General features: G+C 39.7%; 21 protein-coding genes. 8 read left to right on the forward strand and 13 right to left on the reverse strand.

All coding sequences use genetic code 11. The features are described from left to right. Nucleotides 1-2 precede the first annotated feature (2 nt). The 5 genes from AC1XUE_RS15250 to AC1XUE_RS15270 all read right to left on the reverse strand — a co-directional run bounded on the left by AC1XUE_RS15250 (nucleotide 3) and on the right by AC1XUE_RS15270 (nucleotide 3,903). Nucleotides 3-1,301 (reverse strand): relaxase/mobilization nuclease domain-containing protein, encoded by a 1,299-nt coding sequence (locus tag AC1XUE_RS15250; RefSeq protein WP_483356842.1) that lies wholly within the window; start codon nucleotides 1,299-1,301, stop codon nucleotides 3-5. Beyond that, nucleotides 1,286-1,678, reverse strand: coding sequence for a plasmid mobilization protein (locus AC1XUE_RS15255; protein ID WP_483356843.1), 393 nt, complete (start codon nucleotides 1,676-1,678; stop codon nucleotides 1,286-1,288). The genes AC1XUE_RS15250 and AC1XUE_RS15255 overlap by 16 nt, the downstream gene beginning before the upstream one ends. 199 nt (nucleotides 1,679-1,877) lie before the next feature. Continuing rightward, nucleotides 1,878-2,792: a toprim domain-containing protein gene (locus AC1XUE_RS15260; protein WP_483356844.1), complete on the reverse strand. Its 915-nt coding sequence runs from the start codon at nucleotides 2,790-2,792 to the stop codon at nucleotides 1,878-1,880. A gap of 150 nt (nucleotides 2,793-2,942) precedes the next feature. Beyond that, nucleotides 2,943-3,272: a DMT family transporter gene (locus AC1XUE_RS15265; RefSeq protein WP_483356845.1), complete on the reverse strand. Its 330-nt coding sequence runs from the start codon at nucleotides 3,270-3,272 to the stop codon at nucleotides 2,943-2,945. A 67-nt stretch (nucleotides 3,273-3,339) separates the two neighbouring features. Then, nucleotides 3,340-3,903: a Crp/Fnr family transcriptional regulator gene (locus AC1XUE_RS15270; protein WP_483356846.1), complete on the reverse strand. Its 564-nt coding sequence runs from the start codon at nucleotides 3,901-3,903 to the stop codon at nucleotides 3,340-3,342. A gap of 192 nt (nucleotides 3,904-4,095) precedes the next feature. Here AC1XUE_RS15270 and AC1XUE_RS15275 point away from each other — a divergent pair, with 192 nt between their 5' ends. Next, on the forward strand, nucleotides 4,096-4,377 hold the full coding sequence (locus tag AC1XUE_RS15275) for a hypothetical protein (protein WP_483356847.1): 282 nt from the start codon (nucleotides 4,096-4,098) through the stop codon (nucleotides 4,375-4,377). A gap of 559 nt (nucleotides 4,378-4,936) precedes the next feature. After that, nucleotides 4,937-5,296 (forward strand): hypothetical protein, encoded by a 360-nt coding sequence (locus tag AC1XUE_RS15280; protein ID WP_483356848.1) that lies wholly within the window; start codon nucleotides 4,937-4,939, stop codon nucleotides 5,294-5,296. On the opposite strand, the gene AC1XUE_RS15285 is transcribed toward AC1XUE_RS15280, so the two are convergent. From AC1XUE_RS15285 to AC1XUE_RS15295, 3 genes are read right to left on the reverse strand one after another with little or no spacing between them, the layout of a single operon-like run. After that, the gene (locus tag AC1XUE_RS15285) at nucleotides 5,271-5,648 is read right to left on the reverse strand and encodes a hypothetical protein (protein WP_483356849.1); all 378 of its coding nucleotides are present in this window, start codon (nucleotides 5,646-5,648) and stop codon (nucleotides 5,271-5,273) included. The genes AC1XUE_RS15280 and AC1XUE_RS15285 overlap by 26 nt on opposite strands. A 54-nt stretch (nucleotides 5,649-5,702) precedes the next feature. Further along, on the reverse strand, nucleotides 5,703-6,746 hold the full coding sequence (locus tag AC1XUE_RS15290) for a DUF932 domain-containing protein (RefSeq protein ID WP_483356850.1): 1,044 nt from the start codon (nucleotides 6,744-6,746) through the stop codon (nucleotides 5,703-5,705). Between the two features lie 52 nt (nucleotides 6,747-6,798). Next, nucleotides 6,799-7,191, reverse strand: a complete 393-nt coding sequence (locus tag AC1XUE_RS15295) for a single-stranded DNA-binding protein (RefSeq protein ID WP_483356851.1) — start codon at nucleotides 7,189-7,191, stop codon at nucleotides 6,799-6,801. A 305-nt stretch (nucleotides 7,192-7,496) separates the two neighbouring features. On the opposite strand from AC1XUE_RS15295, the gene AC1XUE_RS15300 reads away from it, so the two are divergent. Together AC1XUE_RS15300 and AC1XUE_RS15305 are read left to right on the forward strand one after the other, a co-directional pair. Further along, on the forward strand, nucleotides 7,497-8,081 hold the full coding sequence (locus AC1XUE_RS15300) for a Crp/Fnr family transcriptional regulator (protein ID WP_483356852.1): 585 nt from the start codon (nucleotides 7,497-7,499) through the stop codon (nucleotides 8,079-8,081). A 116-nt stretch (nucleotides 8,082-8,197) separates the two neighbouring features. Further along, a complete protein-coding gene (locus AC1XUE_RS15305) occupies nucleotides 8,198-8,842 on the forward strand; it encodes a hypothetical protein (protein WP_483356853.1) in 645 nt (214 codons plus the stop codon). A 28-nt stretch (nucleotides 8,843-8,870) separates the two neighbouring features. On the opposite strand, the gene AC1XUE_RS15310 is transcribed toward AC1XUE_RS15305, so the two are convergent. Together AC1XUE_RS15310 and AC1XUE_RS15315 are read right to left on the reverse strand one after the other, a co-directional pair. Then, nucleotides 8,871-11,102 carry an ATP-binding protein gene (locus AC1XUE_RS15310; protein WP_483356854.1) on the reverse strand — a complete coding sequence of 744 codons (2,232 nt, stop codon included), beginning with the start codon at nucleotides 11,100-11,102 and terminating at the stop codon, nucleotides 8,871-8,873. 184 nt (nucleotides 11,103-11,286) lie between these two features. Next, on the reverse strand, nucleotides 11,287-11,757 hold the full coding sequence (locus AC1XUE_RS15315; RefSeq protein ID WP_483356855.1) for a JAB domain-containing protein: 471 nt from the start codon (nucleotides 11,755-11,757) through the stop codon (nucleotides 11,287-11,289). A 241-nt stretch (nucleotides 11,758-11,998) separates the two neighbouring features. On the opposite strand from AC1XUE_RS15315, the gene AC1XUE_RS15320 reads away from it, so the two are divergent. After that, nucleotides 11,999-12,622, forward strand: coding sequence for an AAA family ATPase (locus AC1XUE_RS15320; RefSeq protein WP_483356856.1), 624 nt, complete (start codon nucleotides 11,999-12,001; stop codon nucleotides 12,620-12,622). A gap of 278 nt (nucleotides 12,623-12,900) precedes the next feature. Here the strand turns inward: AC1XUE_RS15320 and AC1XUE_RS15325 are convergent, their stop codons facing one another. The 3 genes from AC1XUE_RS15325 to AC1XUE_RS15335 all read right to left on the reverse strand — a co-directional run bounded on the left by AC1XUE_RS15325 (nucleotide 12,901) and on the right by AC1XUE_RS15335 (nucleotide 14,732). Next, the gene (locus AC1XUE_RS15325; protein ID WP_483356857.1) at nucleotides 12,901-13,263 is read right to left on the reverse strand and encodes a helix-turn-helix transcriptional regulator; all 363 of its coding nucleotides are present in this window, start codon (nucleotides 13,261-13,263) and stop codon (nucleotides 12,901-12,903) included. 168 nt (nucleotides 13,264-13,431) lie between these two features. Continuing rightward, the gene (locus AC1XUE_RS15330) at nucleotides 13,432-14,121 is read right to left on the reverse strand and encodes a putative nucleotide-diphospho-sugar transferase (RefSeq protein ID WP_483356858.1); all 690 of its coding nucleotides are present in this window, start codon (nucleotides 14,119-14,121) and stop codon (nucleotides 13,432-13,434) included. A gap of 239 nt (nucleotides 14,122-14,360) precedes the next feature. Further along, nucleotides 14,361-14,732, reverse strand: coding sequence for a helix-turn-helix domain-containing protein (locus tag AC1XUE_RS15335; protein WP_483356859.1), 372 nt, complete (start codon nucleotides 14,730-14,732; stop codon nucleotides 14,361-14,363). 805 nt (nucleotides 14,733-15,537) lie between these two features. On the opposite strand from AC1XUE_RS15335, the gene AC1XUE_RS15340 reads away from it, so the two are divergent. From AC1XUE_RS15340 to AC1XUE_RS15350, 3 genes are all read left to right on the forward strand, one after another. After that, a complete protein-coding gene (locus tag AC1XUE_RS15340) occupies nucleotides 15,538-16,890 on the forward strand; it encodes a nucleotide disphospho-sugar-binding domain-containing protein (protein ID WP_483356860.1) in 1,353 nt (450 codons plus the stop codon). 43 nt (nucleotides 16,891-16,933) lie between these two features. Further along, on the forward strand, nucleotides 16,934-18,568 hold the full coding sequence (locus tag AC1XUE_RS15345) for a vitamin K epoxide reductase family protein (RefSeq protein ID WP_483356861.1): 1,635 nt from the start codon (nucleotides 16,934-16,936) through the stop codon (nucleotides 18,566-18,568). Between the two features lie 438 nt (nucleotides 18,569-19,006). After that, the gene (locus AC1XUE_RS15350; RefSeq protein WP_483356862.1) at nucleotides 19,007-20,083 is read left to right on the forward strand and encodes a TlpA family protein disulfide reductase; all 1,077 of its coding nucleotides are present in this window, start codon (nucleotides 19,007-19,009) and stop codon (nucleotides 20,081-20,083) included. The last annotated feature ends 161 nt before the right edge of the window (nucleotides 20,084-20,244 follow it).

A 20,244-nucleotide genomic window follows, 5' to 3' on the forward strand; every position in this document is an offset into this window, starting at 1 on the left:
TTTTAGAGGTTATTTGACTGATTTCTTCTTTTCTTTCTTCTTCTTGCTTTCCACTGACCGGGCAGATAATCCGCTCCGTATTCCACTTTCAAAAGCTCATCGATAACACCTGATTGATTTTCAGATCCTGCCGGAGCTACCAAAAAATCGCTTCGTTCTGCATGCACGTTATGAGATTGTGAGGCTGGAATTTTGCCCTTAGAAAGATCTGGATTTATGAAGTCAGGGATCTTTTCTGCCTGCTTGCAGCGGGAAAGAATTCCGATCGCGCTATACTGTTTTCCCAAATCACTTCCATTGAAAACTGCCTTCGTCTGATGATCAATGAAGGTGATTCCATATAGGATCCCTTGCTGATTTTCCCTGAGAACGGTAGCTATTCCTTTGCCATTTAGCTCTTTGATCATGTCTTGCAGCGTAGTGCGCTGCGCATTGATCAGCGCAAAATCGATGGCCGCTTTGATCCTTTTTTTATCAGCTTGCCTGAGCGTTTCGTTGATCAGAAACCTGCTTTCTATATACTTCAGCGTATGTCTTCCAGAGAAGCTGTCAGGAAACAAACTTGCCTTAATTGGTACACCGACAGGCCTGCCTTCACCATCCAATACGCGGTATAAAAGCCCCCTATTCTGATGAGTCCTTGAACCCTCACTGCCCCTTTCAGCCGTTACATTGTATAGTCTGAGCACAGCATTTAGCTCCGCGAGCGAGGTGTATTTATAAGGTTTCAGAACTGTGCACAGCACATTATAAATCGCGCGGCGCGTCTCTGCTTTGCCATACCCTACCCTCGATGCGCTGACGGGTTTCAGCTCTGTTAAAGGGTTAGCTTGCTGCTCTGCTTTAACGAGTCCGTATTTGATTTCAATAGCTTTTCTGGCAGCCTGCGATTGTACTTTCCCGATATTGTTCATATCAATTCGGCTTCCATCAAGGCGCACTTTCACGCTCACTATGTGTAGGTGCTGGTGGGCAACGTCTTTATGTTCGTAGACCAAAAATGGCTGCCTACCAAAGCCTATTCCTTCCATGTACTCAGTTGCAATAGCTGTCAATTTCTCCTTTTCAAGCTGCTCTCCCGGCGCAAAATTCAAAGAAATATGAACGCTGTTTCGCCTGACATTGTCATTGTTAGCAGCTGTTTTCAGAAGCATATTAAGCCGGTGTACCTGGCTTAAATCCGCCGTATCCATCGGATAATTGCCGGCTAAGATTAAATCCGCTACACCCTCGGCGACCTTATTTTCATTGTACATAAATGCCGCACGGATCGATTTTCCTGTGTTTATGACTGCAACCATAATTCCGCCGCCTGTTTGATATAAGATTTGATTTCTGCTACATCTTCCAGCAGCTTCTTACGGTCTATATCATACGTTATCAGCCAGGTGATGTACTCAGGTGTATCGCGGAGGGTATGTAGTTTGTGAACTGCCTGATTATAGTTGTTGGTTAGCCCGTTCAGATCATTTTGTAGCCTTGTCAGTATTGTGATCACATCTTCCAGCGACTGATTGTGATAGGTAATCACTACGGGTTTTTGAAGAATTACCTTTCTTAAATAGCCGCTTAGCTTCCGGTCCTTTGAGCGGGCAAACAGGTTTTGGATTTGCTTCTGCTCGATCTCATCAATACGGATATGAAGCCATTTGTCTTTTACATTTTTGTTCTCTTTCATCTCGAATCTTTTTCACAGTTTGAACATTCTTGCTTAAATCAAATCACTGCCCACGACTTCGGAGTGAGGGCAGAAAAAGCGAAAGTGATACTTTCGGACATCTTGCCATTTTCGGTACACCGGAAAATCCCGCCGCCTTTCAGCAGGCGTTTAAGAATTAGGCAAGGCTGGTGAGGGCAATCTTGATTGAGCTATCTCATCAGCCTGACTTCACCCCTCGTCTGTGTCGTTTCGTCAGATTGTTTTTGCGGGCTAAAAGAAAATCATTTAGATCTTCGAATCCCTGGTAAAGGCTGCTTTCGTCTTTGAAACTGTCTGAAGCCGACAACGCTTTTCGGGTGCATTTTCTACCTGCATCATTGTTATCCAGATAAAGGTGGACTCTCTTGTAGCTCTGAACTGCTACCATGGCCTTTTCAAAAAATGAAAGTGAATTCAGGATCAGGTAATCCGTAGGCGTTTTGTCTAGCTCCTGCTGCAAAGTCTGGTAGGAAAGGAAATCAAAGAAGCCTTCGAAGACTGATAGGGCTTCTGATCCAGTTCTCAATGTAGTGACGTCTTTCGGTGAGCTGCCAGATTTGAAGTAGGCATTACGGATTTCATATCCGCCCGAGTCATTCCGAAAGCCGATTCCGAAATATTTTTTGCCGCTGAGCTCAAACCGTACCTCACTACAGTATTGATCAGCGGTTGACACCAGGATCCCCCTGCTTTCAATGTAGCTCAGAAGCGACGGTGAGCTAAGTTTAGATTCGGAGACAATTTTTACCTTGCTAGCTTCTCTTACGTTGTCTGCTTGAAGATTCTGATGTAAGTGAAGAGTTGGAACGTAATCACCATCAGATAGTAATTGTAATAACCCGGGAATGGTGGTCTTATGGTAGAGGATACCAAAGTCGATAATCGATCCACCCTTTCCAATCCCGAAATCATACCATACGTTTTTGTTTTGGTTAACAACAAATGACGGAGTTTTCTCCAGGTGCAGTGGCGAGTGATACCAGTGACCATTGTTTCTTACTTTGGAGGATTTGTAGCCCAGCGAAGCCAGGTATTCTACCAAATCAATTTGCTTGGCCTGCTCAATGGCTAGCCTGTTTTTTCTGAAGTCCATACAGCACAATTTTCGTTTCACAATTCAGTAATGTGATACGAAGGTATTTTCATGCTTTGGAAAGATTGCTACCTATACAGATACTGATCGGGTTGATCCATCGCAGGAAGACTCTATACTTCAAAGGATAAAACTGGCCCGGAAAAACGCTTAATGCGCCGCGGACTTAGAAAAGAAATTCATGACAAAAACTCCGCCAACGATCATCACTATTCCAATGATAGCAGCTGTATCCAAAGCTTGTTTGAAAACAAAAACTGATACCAGTGCTGTCAATACGATGCCAAGTCCGCCCCATATGGCGTAAGCCACTCCCAATGGTAAGGACTTTAGAGCCTGCGACAAAAAGAAAAAACAGGCCAGATATGCTAAGACTGTTACCGTAGTGGGCACTAACTTGGAGAAGCCATCCGAAGCCTTCATGAAACTGGAGCCGATCACTTCAAGAATAATGGCCGATGCTAAAAAAAGATATTTCATTGTTTGTCTTTGTTTTGCAAGCAAAGTAACAAGAAAACGACCCTGACTATTTTGACAAAAGTCAAAATCACCAACGCTTCCTGATCCTACTGAGCGTCTCCTGCTTCATCCCAAGATAGGAAGCGATGTGCCCCAGCGAAATCCGTTTGACTGCATCAGGGTATTCGGCCAAAAGTTCATCATAGCGCTGCTGTCCGGTTTTGGTCTGTAGGGAAAAAGTACGTTCTTCCAGAATACGGCAATAGTCTTCAGCCCATCGTCTTCCTATCACGTTCATTTCATGCGACTTTCTGTAGAGCTCATTCAAGTCAAGCCCTGAAATATACCAGACGGTAGACTGCTCGAGAAACTGGATATTCTCAATAGAAGGTTTATTGAAAAACAATGGCATCACAGAGCCAATGAGCACATTCTCAAAACCAAACCATACATTAATCTCCTGGTCGCTTCCAGAGTAAAATGCACGGACCAAACCTTTTTCTATCACAAAAACATTTGATGTAAGCTGCCCTTCCCTTAGAAAGTAATCTCCTTTCTCTCTGGTAATACACCTGGTCTTAGCAGTAATCTCAGATACCAGCTCCGGACTTAGCTTGCCATAACGCTGCAGTTCTTGTATCAAAGGGTTCATAATGCAATCAGTAAAGTAACGCCGTAAAGCTACAAAAATAGCCCAGTTGGAAAATTTCCCATACTGTGCTGGCTCAATATGCTTCCATTGGTAGACAAAGAGTCACAACAACCAGTACAAATTACGATCTGGTGCAGCATATGACAGTATCGTATCTTCGCAAGGTGAAGTTGAACCAATAAACAGAGGCGAATGATGACAAATGAACAAGTAGCAAGAGTGTATGATACACTGCTTTGCATTCCGGGAATGAACGATCAGATAAAGCTGGATTTAAAAATCAGCCGCAGGCAGATACTTCTTCTAACCCAGGTAATAGAAAAAGGTCTTTACCTGGAACTAGAAAATCCCGCTGGAATACTCACGGTCGCAAAGCAAGATGGTGAAGAGTTAAAATCGATTGCAAAAGACTGCCTTGAAAAAGCCGGGCTGATAAAGTTAAGCGGAAAGCTAAGAGCCCTTGCCAGCAAATGAGTTTGAGTTTTAATGACAGGTCGCATCCAATTCAATCTTTGCGACCTACTAAAAGACTAATAGTCTGTACCAGGTCATCGAGCTCTTCGCTCGTCAATGGCAGATTCTGTAGATCTAGCATCGGGTGAGATTTTGGACAAGCAGGCCCCGAGTCCTTTATCGGGTCGAGATTGTGCTGTTTGCCAACTGAACATGAATCACAATAATGTTTAATAGATGCGGCTCTAGCACGTGGATTTCTTTCATATCCCGTCTCATTAAGCTCATTTGCGAAACCTTCGCTGCAAGTCTTTAAAGATCGATCCGTTTAAAGTTGACACAAGGATTCTGCTTTACTCAAAACTTCAGACGTTGAGTATTACCCTTCCCTATTTTGGTTTTTCATGACCTATCTGGTAACACTTTGATCATTGATTGGTCCTTTTGCATTTTGCCTAAACGAAAGTTGCTTCTTGATAGACTTCAGTAAGAGTTGGAATCATTCAGGTAGCTTCAACAATCCTGCCGTAGGCATCGCCCTTTCTTTTGTTTCTTTTCTTTGGGCGAGCAAAGAAAAGAAATGCGGCCATGTAAGGCAGACCTGCAGTCAGCCTTACATGGCCGCGACGGTTTTACCGTGACCAGGGTACCTTTTACTTTGGCTCATCCAAAAAGAACTATTATCAGCAGCAGTATACCACAAAGTATCAGTATAGCCGAAATAGCCGCTGCAACAGATTCAAGAAAAGTAATGATCAAAAAAGACCAAAAGCTGTTAAAGCGCTGCAAGCCTGCTGAGCCTCTTCTTTCGAACCTTCTTTTCCCGATCATCAGCCGCAACAAGATTCCGGCTAAAACTGATAACGAGCCGAGCACAGTAACGGTATTGAAAGGATTTGCCATAAGGGTTGGCTTTACGGGTGAAATAAAAAATCAGTAGCCTGGGTGAATTTATCATCGGGGTGTTTTCTGACCTTGGTGTAGCTTTGGACGCAGTCGGTAGTGAAAACGGCAAAGTCCCCGCTGAAAAGCCTCTGGGCAAACAGCTCCGGCTCGGCTGTGATGCCCTCGCCGTTCTGTGCGATACGGGCAAAAATGATCTGAGCGAGTGTGAGCCATCTGTCAAAATCCATGACCTGATACTGCCACCGGCTTCTAAGAAGCTGCTCATCTTCGATGATGGTCAGACAAACGGCTTCTATGAACCTGACCAGCTCAGGGATATGCTCAGGAAAAAGCTGATGCATCAGTCTGGCTTTGTCTTTGTTGCTCATTTGGTGAAATGGTCTCATAACGTGACTGGATTGTGACGGCAGCCAAAGCTGCCGTCAGGTTTGAAAATAACCTTACTGCAAACTCTGGGCACCATAGCGGACGAAGGCATTACATAGATCAAATGCTTTCTGGGTGCGCAGCGCGCCCGTGCCTCCCATCAGAATCGATTTGAGTTTGGCCTCTTCGTTTTTATAGCTGCGTACATTCTGAAAAAAACCAGTAACCGCGTTATAGGCCCCGAAGACTGTGCCTTTTGTCGTTTCAAGCTGCTGGGTTTCGTTTTCCATACAGTAGGCGAAGGCGTCCTCACACTGGTTTTTGAATACGGTGGAAAGCTGCTCTTCTCTGCCCTCTTTGACATTTCCCAAAATTTCAGCGTTAGAAGCCAGCGCCATTCGGATGAGTTTGTGCACCTCTTTGTCTGTGATCCTGACCTTTGCCCACTGGTTAAAAATCCCTTCCATTTCGATGCTCAGACGGTTAGAAAGCCCCATTACTTTATGGGCTTGTTCGAGGCGGTGTTTAGCGTTGACGGTATGGCGTATACGAACAACATTTGCCATGTTCTGAAGCGCTGCACCAAGCGTGTTGGCGCAGACAATTCTGACGGGTGTGAAGGCTGCTGTGATACTGCCACTTCCGTCGTGGGAGGTGGTAAGGAAAATATATTTTTCAATCAGATCATCGTTTCCGACTTTGATGTAATCGGGCAGTTTGGCAGTGATAAAAATCCGCTCCCCCTGCCCTAGCGCGCCGGCGGTCTCGTAGATGATGCCATCGCCTCCACCGACAATACTGTCAAAGAAAGAGAAGGCTTCGCGGTTTTGAAGCACGTGATAGTCTTTTCCGACCACGCCCAAAGGCGCTCCGTTATCAGTCCGCACCGTGGCAAAGTGCTCAGGCACTGGCGTGAGGATTGTCTGGGCATCTACAGAGCTGTCTCTTATGAAAAGTGGGCGTTTGATGATCTGGTAGTCAAGCCCTGCATGAATGATCGCCTGCTCAGAAGTGGGGTGCTCAGAAATAACCTGCCCAAGCCCGTGCCACGCCTTCTGCTTGACCGAGAAAAATGAATGTTTACCTATGGATTCGTTGTAGTTGAGATTGTGAGACATGATTGAAATGGTTTGAAAGTGAGAAAATCAGACTAAAAAAACGGCTCAGAGCCTAGAATGGCAGATCGTCTTCCTTCTGCTGCGTCATTTGGGGCTTTTCGCTACCTGCCGATTCAGGTTTCGCGGCGGCGGCTCTAGCGCCCCCACCAAGTATTTTGATATTGGAGGTGTGAAACTGAAGTGATGCCTTTGGATTGCCGTCAGAGTCCTGCCATGCCTGCGTGCTGATGCGCCCGAAAAGCTGAACGATTGTACCTTTGGTAAGTACGGCAGCGACTGCGGGAGTAATCCAGTAAGAGCAGCGAATGTATTCTGTAACTTCTTTCTTCTCGCCTGCTTTGGTCTGATAGCGCTCGTTGACCGCGATATTAAAATTGACCACCTGTTTGTCTGATTTAGTGGTGAAGGTGCTTGCGTCCTGGGTGATCCGTCCTGTGATTTCCATAATTGTTTTTGTTTTTTTTAATTGTACAATTGATTTAAGCTGTTTTTCAGATGCTGGTAAGATGTCCTGGCTGTTTTCATTGCTTCTGATTTTTTTGTAGGAAAATGTCTAATGCAGCTGCCTTGACGGCAAGGGAACCGTGGAATAGCGCACGCGCAGCGAGCATATGCCGCGAAAGTCCCTTGCCGTCAAATAGGCAGCTGCATTATTTTTCGGAGAAAACAAACAGAAGGAAAACAGCTGCGGATGAAACCGCCATCTGGGATACACCAAAATGATTTACCTTGTCATCTAAACAAATTCTTATGAAGACAACTGGACACTTTCTGGCAGACATTTTTAAAAGCAAAGACTTCTCGGGTGAAGAGCAGCAGCGGATTATTTCAAGCTTCAGAAAGGTCACTTTTAGAAAAAACGAATACTTTATTAAGGAAAGCGAGATTGAGAACAACTACTGGTTCATTGAAAGCGGCTTTGCACGCAGCTATGTTGTAGATACATCAGGAAATGACCTTACAACCGACTTTTTTACCACCAACAATATTGTGATCGACTGGTCATCATTTTTCCTGAGAGTTACTACGCAAGAGAACATTCAGGCACTTACCGATTGCAGCTGCTGGCAATTGGATTTCGATTCATTTCAAGAGTTGTTTCACTCTATCCAAACTTTCAGAGAACACGGCAGAGGAAGGTTAGTAGCCGGATATCAATCTATTAAAAACCAACGCATATCAATCGTTGCTGATAAAGCCAAGGAGAGGTATATAAAGCTATTGGAAGAAAAGCCATACATCGTACAGAATGTGTCCCTGAAACATATTGCAACATTTTTGGGTATCACAGATACCTCGCTCAGCAGGATCAGAAAAGAGATTTCAGAAGCGTGACGCTTTATTGTCTTATGGCAAGTTGATTTCTAAGAGCGCTTTTTACCTTTGTCAAGGTAGCCGGCGACAGATCTAGCGGCAAGAGAATTATCACTAGCCAAGTTAAAATTATCCTTATGATGTTGCAGATTGTTTTCAGCGCTATATCAATTCTCTCCCTGCTGCTATTTTTCTATGCAACAGGAAAAGACAAAAGAGTCCTGCTTGCAGGCTTATTGTGGATGGCCGTTGTAGGTGCAGTAAGTTACAGCGGATATTTTCAGGATACCACATCCTTGCCGCCGCGTTTTATTTGGATTATTCTGCCAGCCCTAACCTTATCGATCTTAACTTATAGAAAGGTCAGGCAAAACAAAACCGACATCCGCTATTTGTTGGCCATACACATCTTACGACTACCTGTAGAGCTTGTTTTGTATGAACTGTATCTTAGAAAACAGGTTCCTATAGAAATGACATTCCAAGGCTGGAACTTTGATATTATCATGGGATTGTCGGCTAGCATTATGCTGATCTACTATGTTTTGTCAGCAGAACGGCCAGGCATCGTGTTATTGTTCGTCTGGAATGTCGCCGGAATGCTGCTGTTGACCACGATCGTTATCATCGCCATTTTCTCATCCCCACTGCCATTCCAGCAACTGGCTTTCGAGCAACCAAATCTCGCCGTTTTACAGTTTCCTTTTGCCTTTCTGCCAGCCATCGTTGTTCCAATTGTATTCCTGTCGCATGTTCTGATCATAAAAATTATTTTACGATAATATCAGTACAATTAGAAGCCAAATAAACTCAGTCATCCTTTGCCATCTGTTCAGCAAAATAGTTATTTGATTGTATTGCAGTCCAGTCATGTTCGTTGATGATACCGGAATCTAAGTTTGTGTCAATTCCATAAGTAGCCAGCAGTTCTTTTAACTTAAAGATGTTTTCTTCCAGCTCGTGCGCAGAATACTCAGCATCCGGGGATGAAAGGATTTCTTCAACTCTGTCAGACATATGTCTATTTATTAGACGTGAAAATATTTCTTCAACCTCTATCCTTTGCTCATTACTCATTTGCTTTACAAAATCCGGTTTAAATCTTGTAAGGACAATCTGAAGCACCTGCAGTGCGTCATCTGAATTTTCGGAACTACATAGAATAGCGAGGAACAATCCCGCACATTGTGAACTTACTGTAGAAAAAACATCGCCAGGTTCAAGCTCTTCAAGAAATAATTTCCCTGCCAGATACATATCGATCTCTCCCTCGATAAATCCCCAGTTGGCAATTTGAGATAAGAGTTCACAAACAAGACTGTTTGTTTTGGGTTCTTTAACATAATAAAATAAAATCAGGGCTAAAACAAACTTGGACTTATCCTGATCTTCTGCATCAACATACAATTGCCATTGTGAAAGAAGCTTTTTACTTAGCAATGGGCTTACGAAAGCTTTTCGATGCCGCTGTGTAATTGGGAATAATCTTGGGGTTAGCTGGTCAAGGGATATCGCTGCTTCAGATATCCTGGCGCCCTCCCCTTCAATAGTTTTAATATAATTGACCAGAAAATCAATGAGTGATGGATTTATAAATTCATAGTACCCATCGTCAAAATACCTTTCCTTTACCACAAAACCGTCTGTCAATCTGCGCAACGATCTTTGAAAAGAATTGACTTTCCTCATGAAGCCCCCAAACTCCACTTCATAATTTATCCTGGCATCAAATGCCTTTTCCAGCATGGAGATATATACACCATCTCCGAAGCTGACCATCGTGTTCAGAAATAACCTATCGGCTTCATCAATCTGTTGCTCATAAGCGTGTTGCCAGATCTTATCAGGGTAATTGAAGTTTGATATTATAAAATCTCTAAACTCTTTTACATTAAAATGGCCTACATGATAACCGGAAGTTATAAATTCAACAGATCTTGGAGAGAAATTAGGGTGATAGACAATAAAATCACGAACCTTTGATTCCCTGAGAACATTCTTTAAACTGGGTTCTATATCGCTTTGATCACAGTGATTTTCAAGCATTTGAAATTTCAGCTCACCGGACAATTCCTTAATTTCCACTGTAGCCACATAAGAAGATAACGCGGCATTCCTGAGCCTCTCGGAAGCTTCCAAAGCACTGTTTAGAATAAAGGTTCTTGTAGAGACAATTAGTTTCTTATTTGGCCTTCGGCTTATTAGTTTGAAAATTCTCAGTATTGCCGACTCCGAGCCTTTCGATTTCCGAATCTCTTCCTCAGTCGAACCTAAAAAGTCATCAAAATAGAACACCTGCTTACTTTCGTCGTCCAGAAGTATTTTTTCGGCCTCCTTTATGTCGTCATATATGTATGTAAGATGATAATCCTGCCCGATGAGCTCATACAATAAGATTTCTGCTGTAGTTGTCTTACCCACCCCAGGCTCTCCCTGAAGAATAAGAATATTTCCGTTTTGCAGAGACTCTCTTCCCTTTGAAAGAGAAGAAGTTTCGACATATATCCGCAGCTGGCGTTTTATATCAATTTCAACAAATTCTGTTGAGCGGCCTTCAATTACATAGTTCAGTATTTTTCTTAAAACAGCGGTGGATGCAAACCACAATTTGAAATGCGAAGAAAGCACTTCTGGAAACCTATCTAAAAGGCTGTTAAGATCCTTTTTTCCGTAAACATCTGAAACTGAAAGAAAGGGGGACATCGCATTAACAAGATCACGTGTATTCTGATAGCTTAGGTCTACTGAAGTAACTAAAATATAACGTCCAGGCTTTAACTTTTCAACCTTGGGTTTTTCCTTTTTTTTAATATCTCTGAGCAAAACATTAAAACCCGAGCCCAGATAATGCTTCACCTGACCAATTACCTCAAAACTCAATTCTTTGATTGAGTAGTGAAAATCAACACCTTTATCTTTACCCGCCTTATATGTTTTGAACTTTACATTGCTTTTTTCGGAATGCTCCTGTGCATTCAGCAAATCACAGGCAAGGTTCTCAAGATCCGTACTATTGAGAGTTGAAAAGTCAAATTCTGCCATATTCTAAAAAATATCATCAATCAATAAATTTAAGGCGTAAACATTGAAAATGTATATTACATATACTATATTTTAGTAAAAGGCATTCTTGCCAGACCATAATTGCGCAAAAAACACCACAACTGCCAATAGTAAATCCAGTGGCTGTTTTCGCGCCACTGGATTTGAAAGCTAAAAGCTATTTTTACATTAACCCATCATCAACAAATGAAAGAAAGCCTTCACTGGTCAGGATCAGATGATCCAGTATTTCAATATCAAGGATTTTACCTGCAGTTTTGATACGTTGTGTCATATCTTTGTCTGCAGAACTTGCTATCAGCTGCCCAGATGGGTGATTATGAGCCAGGATCAGACCGACCGCATTTACTTTTAATGCAGCTGTAAAAATCAGCTTTACGTCCACTGCAACACCTGACAACCCTCCTTTTGAGACTTCATAAATACCTAACACACGGTTGGCGCGGTTTAGCATCATAATCTTAAAGCATTCCCGCAGCTCCAACTCATCTTCATTCCAGCTGTTTCTGAAAATCCTGTAGGCATCTTGGGGAAGTGTGATTTTGGGGCGGTCAGATGCTTTAACCTTGCTTTTATAAACAAGTTCTACTTCAGCTGCTATGATAACGTTTGATTGATTTTGCGTGCTTTCCATAATTCTGTGATTTTAAGTGATCAGATCTATTATGGTGCACCCATAAGACGCGGGCAGCTAAGGATGTTGAAGCAACGGAATAAAGGATAGCCACGCGCGCAGCCCAGTGTTTATGCCGGACATTTGACAGACTTCCAGCTGAGCCCGGCGGCTAACTTAGCAGCAGAATTGATGAGTGATACTCTGAGGAAATTTTACTATCAGAATCAGTTCAACACTTAACAACTTTCAAAACAAAAACGTGATTTCAAAGACAAATCAAGATCCACATGTCAACCTATTCGTAATCACAGGTGGTCCGGGTGTAGGAAAAACCGCCCTACTACAGGCGCTTCGTCAATCCAGATTCAATATCGTAGACGAAGATGCACGAAGAATAATCCAGCAACAGGCTGCAAGTGGCGGAGACGGACTACCCTGGAAAAATAAGGAGCTTTATGCAAGTTTAATGCTACAGGCGTCTATTAATACATATCAAAAAGCAATGACAAATCACTCAGACGCGCCTATGTTCTTCGACAGAGGTATCATTGACACCCTGTGCTACATGGATATGGAAAATATTCCGTTACCAAATAACCTTGACAAAATCGTCAGTGAATACAGATACAACACCAAAGTCTCCATCCTACCGCCATGGAAAGAAATCTATCAAACGGATTCAGAACGCAAACAAATCTGGCAAGAAGCAGAATTTACGTTTCATCAAATGAGCAAGAACTTGAAGTATGGTTATGAGCTGATTCAGGTTCATAAAATCAGCTCTGAATTACGGGCTCTATTCGTGCTTGGACATATTTTATTAACTACTCCGGGACCGGCAAAGAAAATCTCTTTAAATCCTAGCATCAGGTTGCACGTTTAAAAATAAATGTTAAAAAATGTAAATAGCTGATTAATAATACATTAAAACTACAAAACAGCGGGTATGGTGGCAGGAATTTGAGAAAATAGAGGAAGTATCAGCAACGAGTAACAAATGATTCTAACCGGACATTTCACAGTTAATACTAATTCACAAATGTCCACAGATAGCAAGCAATATCTAGATTACAAGCTAAATGAGCTCCTTTCAGACAACCCTACCACCGAATTCGCATTTATTATAAATTGAAGACATTTAGAAACACTATCATCTGATAATCAAAACATTGCAACCAAAGAAGCTTCAACAATCACTAGCTCATGATTAATATCCCCCTGCTCCTTTCTTAAAATTTCTGAATATTTTTTATAATAATTCAGCATTTCTCTCATATCAGTAATACTATTTCTAATCTCTGCAGACATAGGCTGTGATACCTTACCCATAAAATAAGCCATAAGTTCCACCGGACAGACATCTAATGCAGAAGCTAACTTTAGATAAACCTTCATTGACGGCGAAAACTTATCATGCTCCCAATCGGTGTAAGTACTCTGCGACACACCGATTCTCTTTGCTATTTCCCTAGTGGTAAGCCTCTTACAATCGCGCAATTTACGTAGGGACGTTCCTATTTTCATGATATAGCATTTAATTTGGAAAACTCTTGTTGTAAATCTTACATTTTCTTGTATCAAATCTGTCATCCCCTAGGGCAGACCATATTGACAATTAGCAATTGTTTCTGAATTCATGTATTCACCAGCAAACTCCTAGCCAATAAATTATAAACTCACAAATACAAGTAACTAATCAGCTACATTATAATCCGTAGATAAATAGTCAGCTATGAACCTTAATTGTTCCAGCTTCAACTCAATAGAGCCAATTAAGGAATCATTTCTTATAATGGGCGCTGTACAATTCGCATGGTGAAGGACAATATCACGAGGAGGCGCGAGCGAATCAGAAAGATAGTGTGAAGTCGCCCAAAATTGCCTGGGTAATACACCCCATCGAATAGGCAACATATTTGAACTTAAAATAATATTTAGCGCTGACTGATCAGCAAAAGCCAACTTATCAATTTCATACTGCAAAACAAGTTCGAATAGTGAAATAGTAATATCGTTGCACCTGATAACGATAAAACCCGCGTTCACTTCTTTATCTGGCCATCGCTCTGCCTGAAACAAGATATCACGATCGACCATATGAGAACATATAATATCAGAACAAGTGGCATAAAATTTTACATCAATGTCCGACCATATGATTATATTTCCATAATTTTGCCTGATTGTTTCAATCAGAAAAACAATCTTTTGCCGGATAGTATTGTACCATCCTGGAGAACGAAAGTTTCCATCTCCCTTTCCTATTCTCCCAATGTATCTCAAATGTACTTTAAAATCGTCCTTAATACTATCCTTGAAAATACTCATCAGTTCTGAAGACTCATCTGAGTAAATCGAGAATATACAAGCTATTTGATCCATATCATCTAAAAAATATCTAGTATATATTGAAATCCAATACTTTTACTCACAAAAAATTATCTTTCTAGTAGACACCTCTCTTACGCTTTCATTAGATACAATAAATTCGCCAGGATTATTAAAAATAATAAATGAATAAAAATCAACATGTATAAAAATTGTTTCTGCGTATACAAATATATATCTCATTATCATTGATTGATAATATCAAGCAAAAACTACGTTCACATAAGCAATAACTAACGAGAACTACTCTTCCGTTTCAACCTTTTCTTCAACACCTCTAGTTTTAGCTTTGCGGCGCTGTTATCATGGGCAAGGCGCTCCGTGTAGTGTTGATAAACCTCAATCATACCCCTTAACTCCTCAACATTCTCCTTATCATGAGAAGATAATGGCTCCAGTTTCTGATCTACAAAAAAAGACATCAGCTCTATGGGGCAAACATCAAACACAGATGCTAAACTTAAATAGAATTTAATTGATGGAGACGTCCTGTCCCGTTCCCAATCAACATAGGTACTGTGAGATATTCCAATAGTGTCAGATACACTTCTAGAACTCAATTTACTACGGGTTCTTAGCATACGCAGAAATGTTCCTATCTTCATTCAATTGTATGATTTTAGTTAGACAAATCCATAAAATTCTTCATATACAAAATATACCTACCTATATAAAATAAATGTATTGTAATTGGAACATTAAAAACCATGTTTGTTGACCATATACATTCATTTCACTTGGATCAGTTCTGTAGTAGCTGTACTGCATTGACTATCAATTACAAAATCATCTTAATAAATAAGGACATTATTCAATATTTCACCTTCGATGTATGATAATAATTACTTAACGAATCGGCAGAAGTTCGTATCAACTTCGCTGCTCAAAGCACATCAGAGGAATTTCCCAGATAAAAGAAGATCAATAAAGGAGGTGTCTATTCTTAACAGACTCCTCTTTGAATCGTCATATATATAGACAAGATTACACCATTTCGCTTCATATACGATTAGAAAATAGTGACCCCTTTATACTCATTTTTGCAAAATATTTTTTTTTAAAATATCCATACAATCACAATGATCTGATATTTAAGCCATTGCATTGAATACCCAAATTATAGCTAATCTTTCAAAGCCCATCCGCGGTTCTGATGCTGAAGACATAAACGATCAGAAAAAGCACGATAGATACTCGATGCCAGCAGCTATAAGCCAAAAAACTAGGCAACACTTCAATGCATTAATAGGAACAAACTTTGTGTAACCAGGCATTCAAATGATCTCTAGCCGATGTCACATAATCACCGCATCGATTCTTTTGATCGGTTTTCCGTAACAAGTTAATCGCTTTTTACTACGCTAACGATCATAAAATAAGTATACATTTGCTTAGATTAACAATATAACTATGAAACAACCGATTCTATTTATACCAGCATCGATCACAAGCCATGTTATCCCAGCCTTATATTTGGCAGGTCAGCTATCTGATAGATATGAATCGTATTTCGCCCTATCAGATTTTTCTCTACAAGATCTGGTTGACAAAAATGGCCATCACTCAATAGCGACGGAAATTTTCAGGATAGCAAGAGGAATGGAAAACCAATATATACATTCAAGGTATAATAAAAAAAGTAAGTTGCTAGTCCTGAATAGTATCTTAAATAATGACATTTACCACTTTCGCAAAAGCGAATTGGCTCAAATTATCGATCGCATAAAGCCGGTTCTAATTCTGGTCGACATATTTAACAGCACTGACTTTATAGCATTGTTCCCCCTTTGCAGACACAAAATAAAAATTGCATTTTTTAACCCGATGTTATCTACCTACAATGAAGTGAAACAAGCTATACCATACACTAAAAAAAAAGACAAACTCTCCTACTTGTACACTTCATTATCTAGAATAAGGCAAATGTGGTCAAATATGCCCTTTAGACCCTTGGAAGCTTTAATCAGGTTAGCATATAAAAATCAGTTTAATAAATTAATCGAGTATGACAGATTAAAAGACATACATCCCATTGAACAAGAATCTTATTTAGCACTACTTTTTAGCAACGTCCAAGAAATAATACTAGCACCACAGGAACTAGAGTTTACTGATACCGTAAAAAAAAGTAATCAAAAATATATTGGTCTTTGCGTAGATGATAACAGGCTTGGCTTGGATATAGATAAAAATTACGCTCCGGGACTTCTTTCTAAAAGTTCCGAAATATATAGAAAAACAATTTACTGCTCCTTCGGAACATTCTACGAAGGATCATTGCATACATTATATAAATTTATAAATAGAGTAATAGACGCAGTTGAAGATCTAGAAAAAACAAAAGTTGTAATATCAGTAAATAGCTTTGTTATCGAAACAATATTACATAGTAGAGACGTTCCTAGTCACATAAAAATGTTCAGCGGCCTGCCACAACTTGATATTCTAAAAAATTGTGATCTGTTCATCTCCCATGGTGGACTCGGATCTGTAAAGGAAAGTATACATTTTGAAGTTCCTTTGCTTGTATATCCACTAGATCCTAAATTTGACCAAAATAGCAATGGGGAAAAAGTTGAATATCACAAAGTTGGTCTAGCTGGATCTATATATGATGATAACAGCGCAGATATCAGATCAAAAATACTAAACATATTAGAAAATAGATACTTTAAAGACAATATTTCTAAAATGAATACCAGGATAAAAAGCAAATTTTCTAAACCCTCTGAGATTATAAACAAACTTATCCTAGAACTCTGAAGTACAAATTTTAACAATTTGAAAAGTACTTAACATTATCGTGATGATCAGCCTCGACTCTGCAGAAAAAAATGCATTAAACACAATTAACTTTATAGTTAAATATTATAAATTGAGGATAAACTATAAGACCATCAAAGAAAAGATATTTTTTCATCCAGAAACTCCTTCATTGGCTGCACTAAGTGACCTTATGACTGAATGGAAAATTCCAAATCTTGCCACTAGAATATCACCTGATCAACTGATTATTGCTCCTTTGCCATGCATAGCATTTATTAATGTAAACGGTGGTGAGTTCGCCCCGATCAGAAGAGCGTCCAGAGAACAGGGTATCGAATGGCTGGATAGTAAAAACCGGTGGAATACTGATCCAGTAGATCAGTTCACGGAGAAGTGGAATGGCATTACCTTATTGGTTGAACCCAACGAAAGTTCGGGAGAACTAGACTATGAACAGAATAAGAAAATTTCAAGGATGGAACAGCTGAAAAGTTTATTTCAGTTTGCATCACTGGTTATGTTCCTGACATTTACACTGTATACATATAGTGCAATTTTCACAACCATTCCATTCTTAATATGGGCACTTATAATTTGTAAATTTTTCGGAATAGCTGTAACCACACTTCTCGTAAGACAGACAATAGGACTAAAAGACGAACTTGTTAGATCAATTTGTAATATTGAGCAATTCGACCAATGCAGTTCTATTTTGAATTCCAGTGCTTCCAAGTTCATGGGCAAGATTAGTTGGTCAGAAATTGGTCTCTTTTACTTCATAACTGGAACATTTTTTATTATCACATCCATTTTAATGAGTGATAGTATAGCTCCAGTTCTTGTACTAAATATTCTTTCCCTACCATTCACTATATATTCTTTGTGGTATCAGGGCATAAAGGTAAAACAGTGGTGTGTACTATGCTTATCAATATTGTGCATTCTATGGTTAGAATTTTACCTGGGAATTCAGATTTACACTTCCGTATCAACTAGTATTCAACTCAATGGGTTGTTTATATTAGCATTTAGTTGTTTAATACCGGTAAGCATTTGGTCATTGATAAAACAACACCTGATTATGGCTCAAAGCAAATATCCGCTTCTTCGAGAATTGAACAAGATAAAATTTGACACATCATATGTGGAATTGATGCTAGGTCAGCAGACTACAATGCCTCCAGTCTTTAGACAAATGAGAACGTTAGTTGTAGGAAACAAAGATGCGGAGTTTACATTAACGGTGGTTACAAACCCGCTTTGCGGTCCATGTCGAAGGTTACACTCTAGTCTCGAAGACCTAATCTCCCGTAATGCTGAAATAAATATACAATTCATCTTTTCTGGCAGTGGCCAATCAAAAATTATTGCAAACACTCTACTACGTGTTGCAGATGAAAATATACAAAACGCAATGAATAGTTGGTATTTAGGGAGCTCCCATGACGTAGATGAATGGATTGACCAATATCAGAGTTTTGTTCAGTTGTCTAAGGGAAATCTCAACCTTGTCGAAGCGCATATTAGATGGTGTGAATTGGCGGAAATTAAGGCAACTCCAACTTTATTCCTCAATGGATTCGAATTACCTATTGTCTACACGGTAAACGATCTACCGAATTTAGTTAAAGTGTGGCCTAAACGTTTGGAGAAGTCAAGGGCAAATACTTTTTAATTCAATTCACATAAACAGTTTTTTCACTTAATTTAACAAAAAATGAAGCAAAAACTCGAGATTTTTAGCAAGTTCTCTCTAACAAGATCGGAGATGAGTAGCATTAAGGGAGGACTAGCCGGAGCCTGTAAAACTGGTCATTGCAGGCTAGTAATTTGGAATTCTGCCACAGAGGAATACATTTCCTATGATGGTATGTGCGAAAGTAGTGGAGCAGGCCTACCTGTTCAGCCTGAAAATCATTGTTTCTGTAAGACAGACCAAAGTCATGTTCCAGCCAAACTAAAGGGCGGAGCGACTAGCAACTGTTTCGCCTAAAATTTAAATCTAGATAATTTATTGGCGGCTTTTTATTATTGTTGAGCTATGCGTGCTTTTATAATTCGATAATTGTACGCATAGCCAATTTAATTTCCGTATAAATAAACCCTTATAAAAATGAAATATGTGATAATATTCATTCTTATTACATTGTCTTGCTGTACAAAAAGTCACGAAGAAAAAATTATCATCGAAGGAAATGTTATCGGGCTTCCTGATGGGGTTTTACATTTTCAATCTTACCTTGTGAAACTGTACTCTACACCAACTAAGAATGGGAATTTTAAGTTAGAAATTCCGATAAAGCCTGATTTTGAGCCTATTTATGTTAACCTTGTGCATATTGCTAGTAAAGACAGTGTAAAAAGATTATTTTCTTTTTCGACAAAAGCAGTATACAAATCAAAAAAGACAGCCAACAGCCGTATCTTGATTGAAAAAGATTTCCCCAAATTAGAGGGAACTATTAGTGATTCTGATATAGGTATAAACGTAAAGTCTTCTAAAATAATTGGAGATGTAGTATTTGGTAAACAAAATAAGGTTATGTATGAGGACACAATACCTTCATTTGTTCCATACTCACTTATACACCTTCGGAGAATGGTGAAAGAGTTCCCATATTCATACCATGTCTTTTACAGTTTTGAACAGGTAGTATCAAGTATTCCAGATGAAGAAGCAATACATATTATGAATCAGTTTAATCAGGAGATAAGAAAAAGCACTTCTGGAGTCAGACTAACTAGGCATATAAGAACAAGATCGTCCAATAAGCTTAATTCTACAACTACCCTCCCCGACACGAGCGGCAGGATGATAAAAGTTCTTTCTCCATCTTCAAAAATGAACCTAATAGTCTTATGGGCTTCTTGGTGTGCTCCTTGTCGCCAAGAGATTCCAGAGCTAAAAGTACTATATAAAAAAAGTAAATTAACCGATAAAAATCTTAATATCGTATCAATATCTGTTGATGAAGATTTAAAAAAATGGCGGAAAGCAGTTAAAATAGAAAACATGCCATGGAATCAGTTGATAGTTGATGAGAAACACAAAAAGTACATGCAAGAATTTTTTAGCTTCGATGGAAGTATTCCTACTTCAATATTGGTAGATAACAAAGGAAGTATAATTAAAAAGTTTGTAGGATACGATAAGAAGAATATTGAACTATTAGAAAGAGAAGCGCTCTAGTTCAATATTTATCCGGATCACACTCCATTTTATATAAATTGTAGCTTTTCTATTCTTTAAAAAAGCTCATACTTACATACTTCATCCATATTGATGTACAATTAGAAATTCATTATTATTATTCCAATATCGATAAATCATTTCTTTCAAGCATCTTCAAA

This window comes from Dyadobacter sp. HNCC25DJ187 (assembly GCF_056895255.1).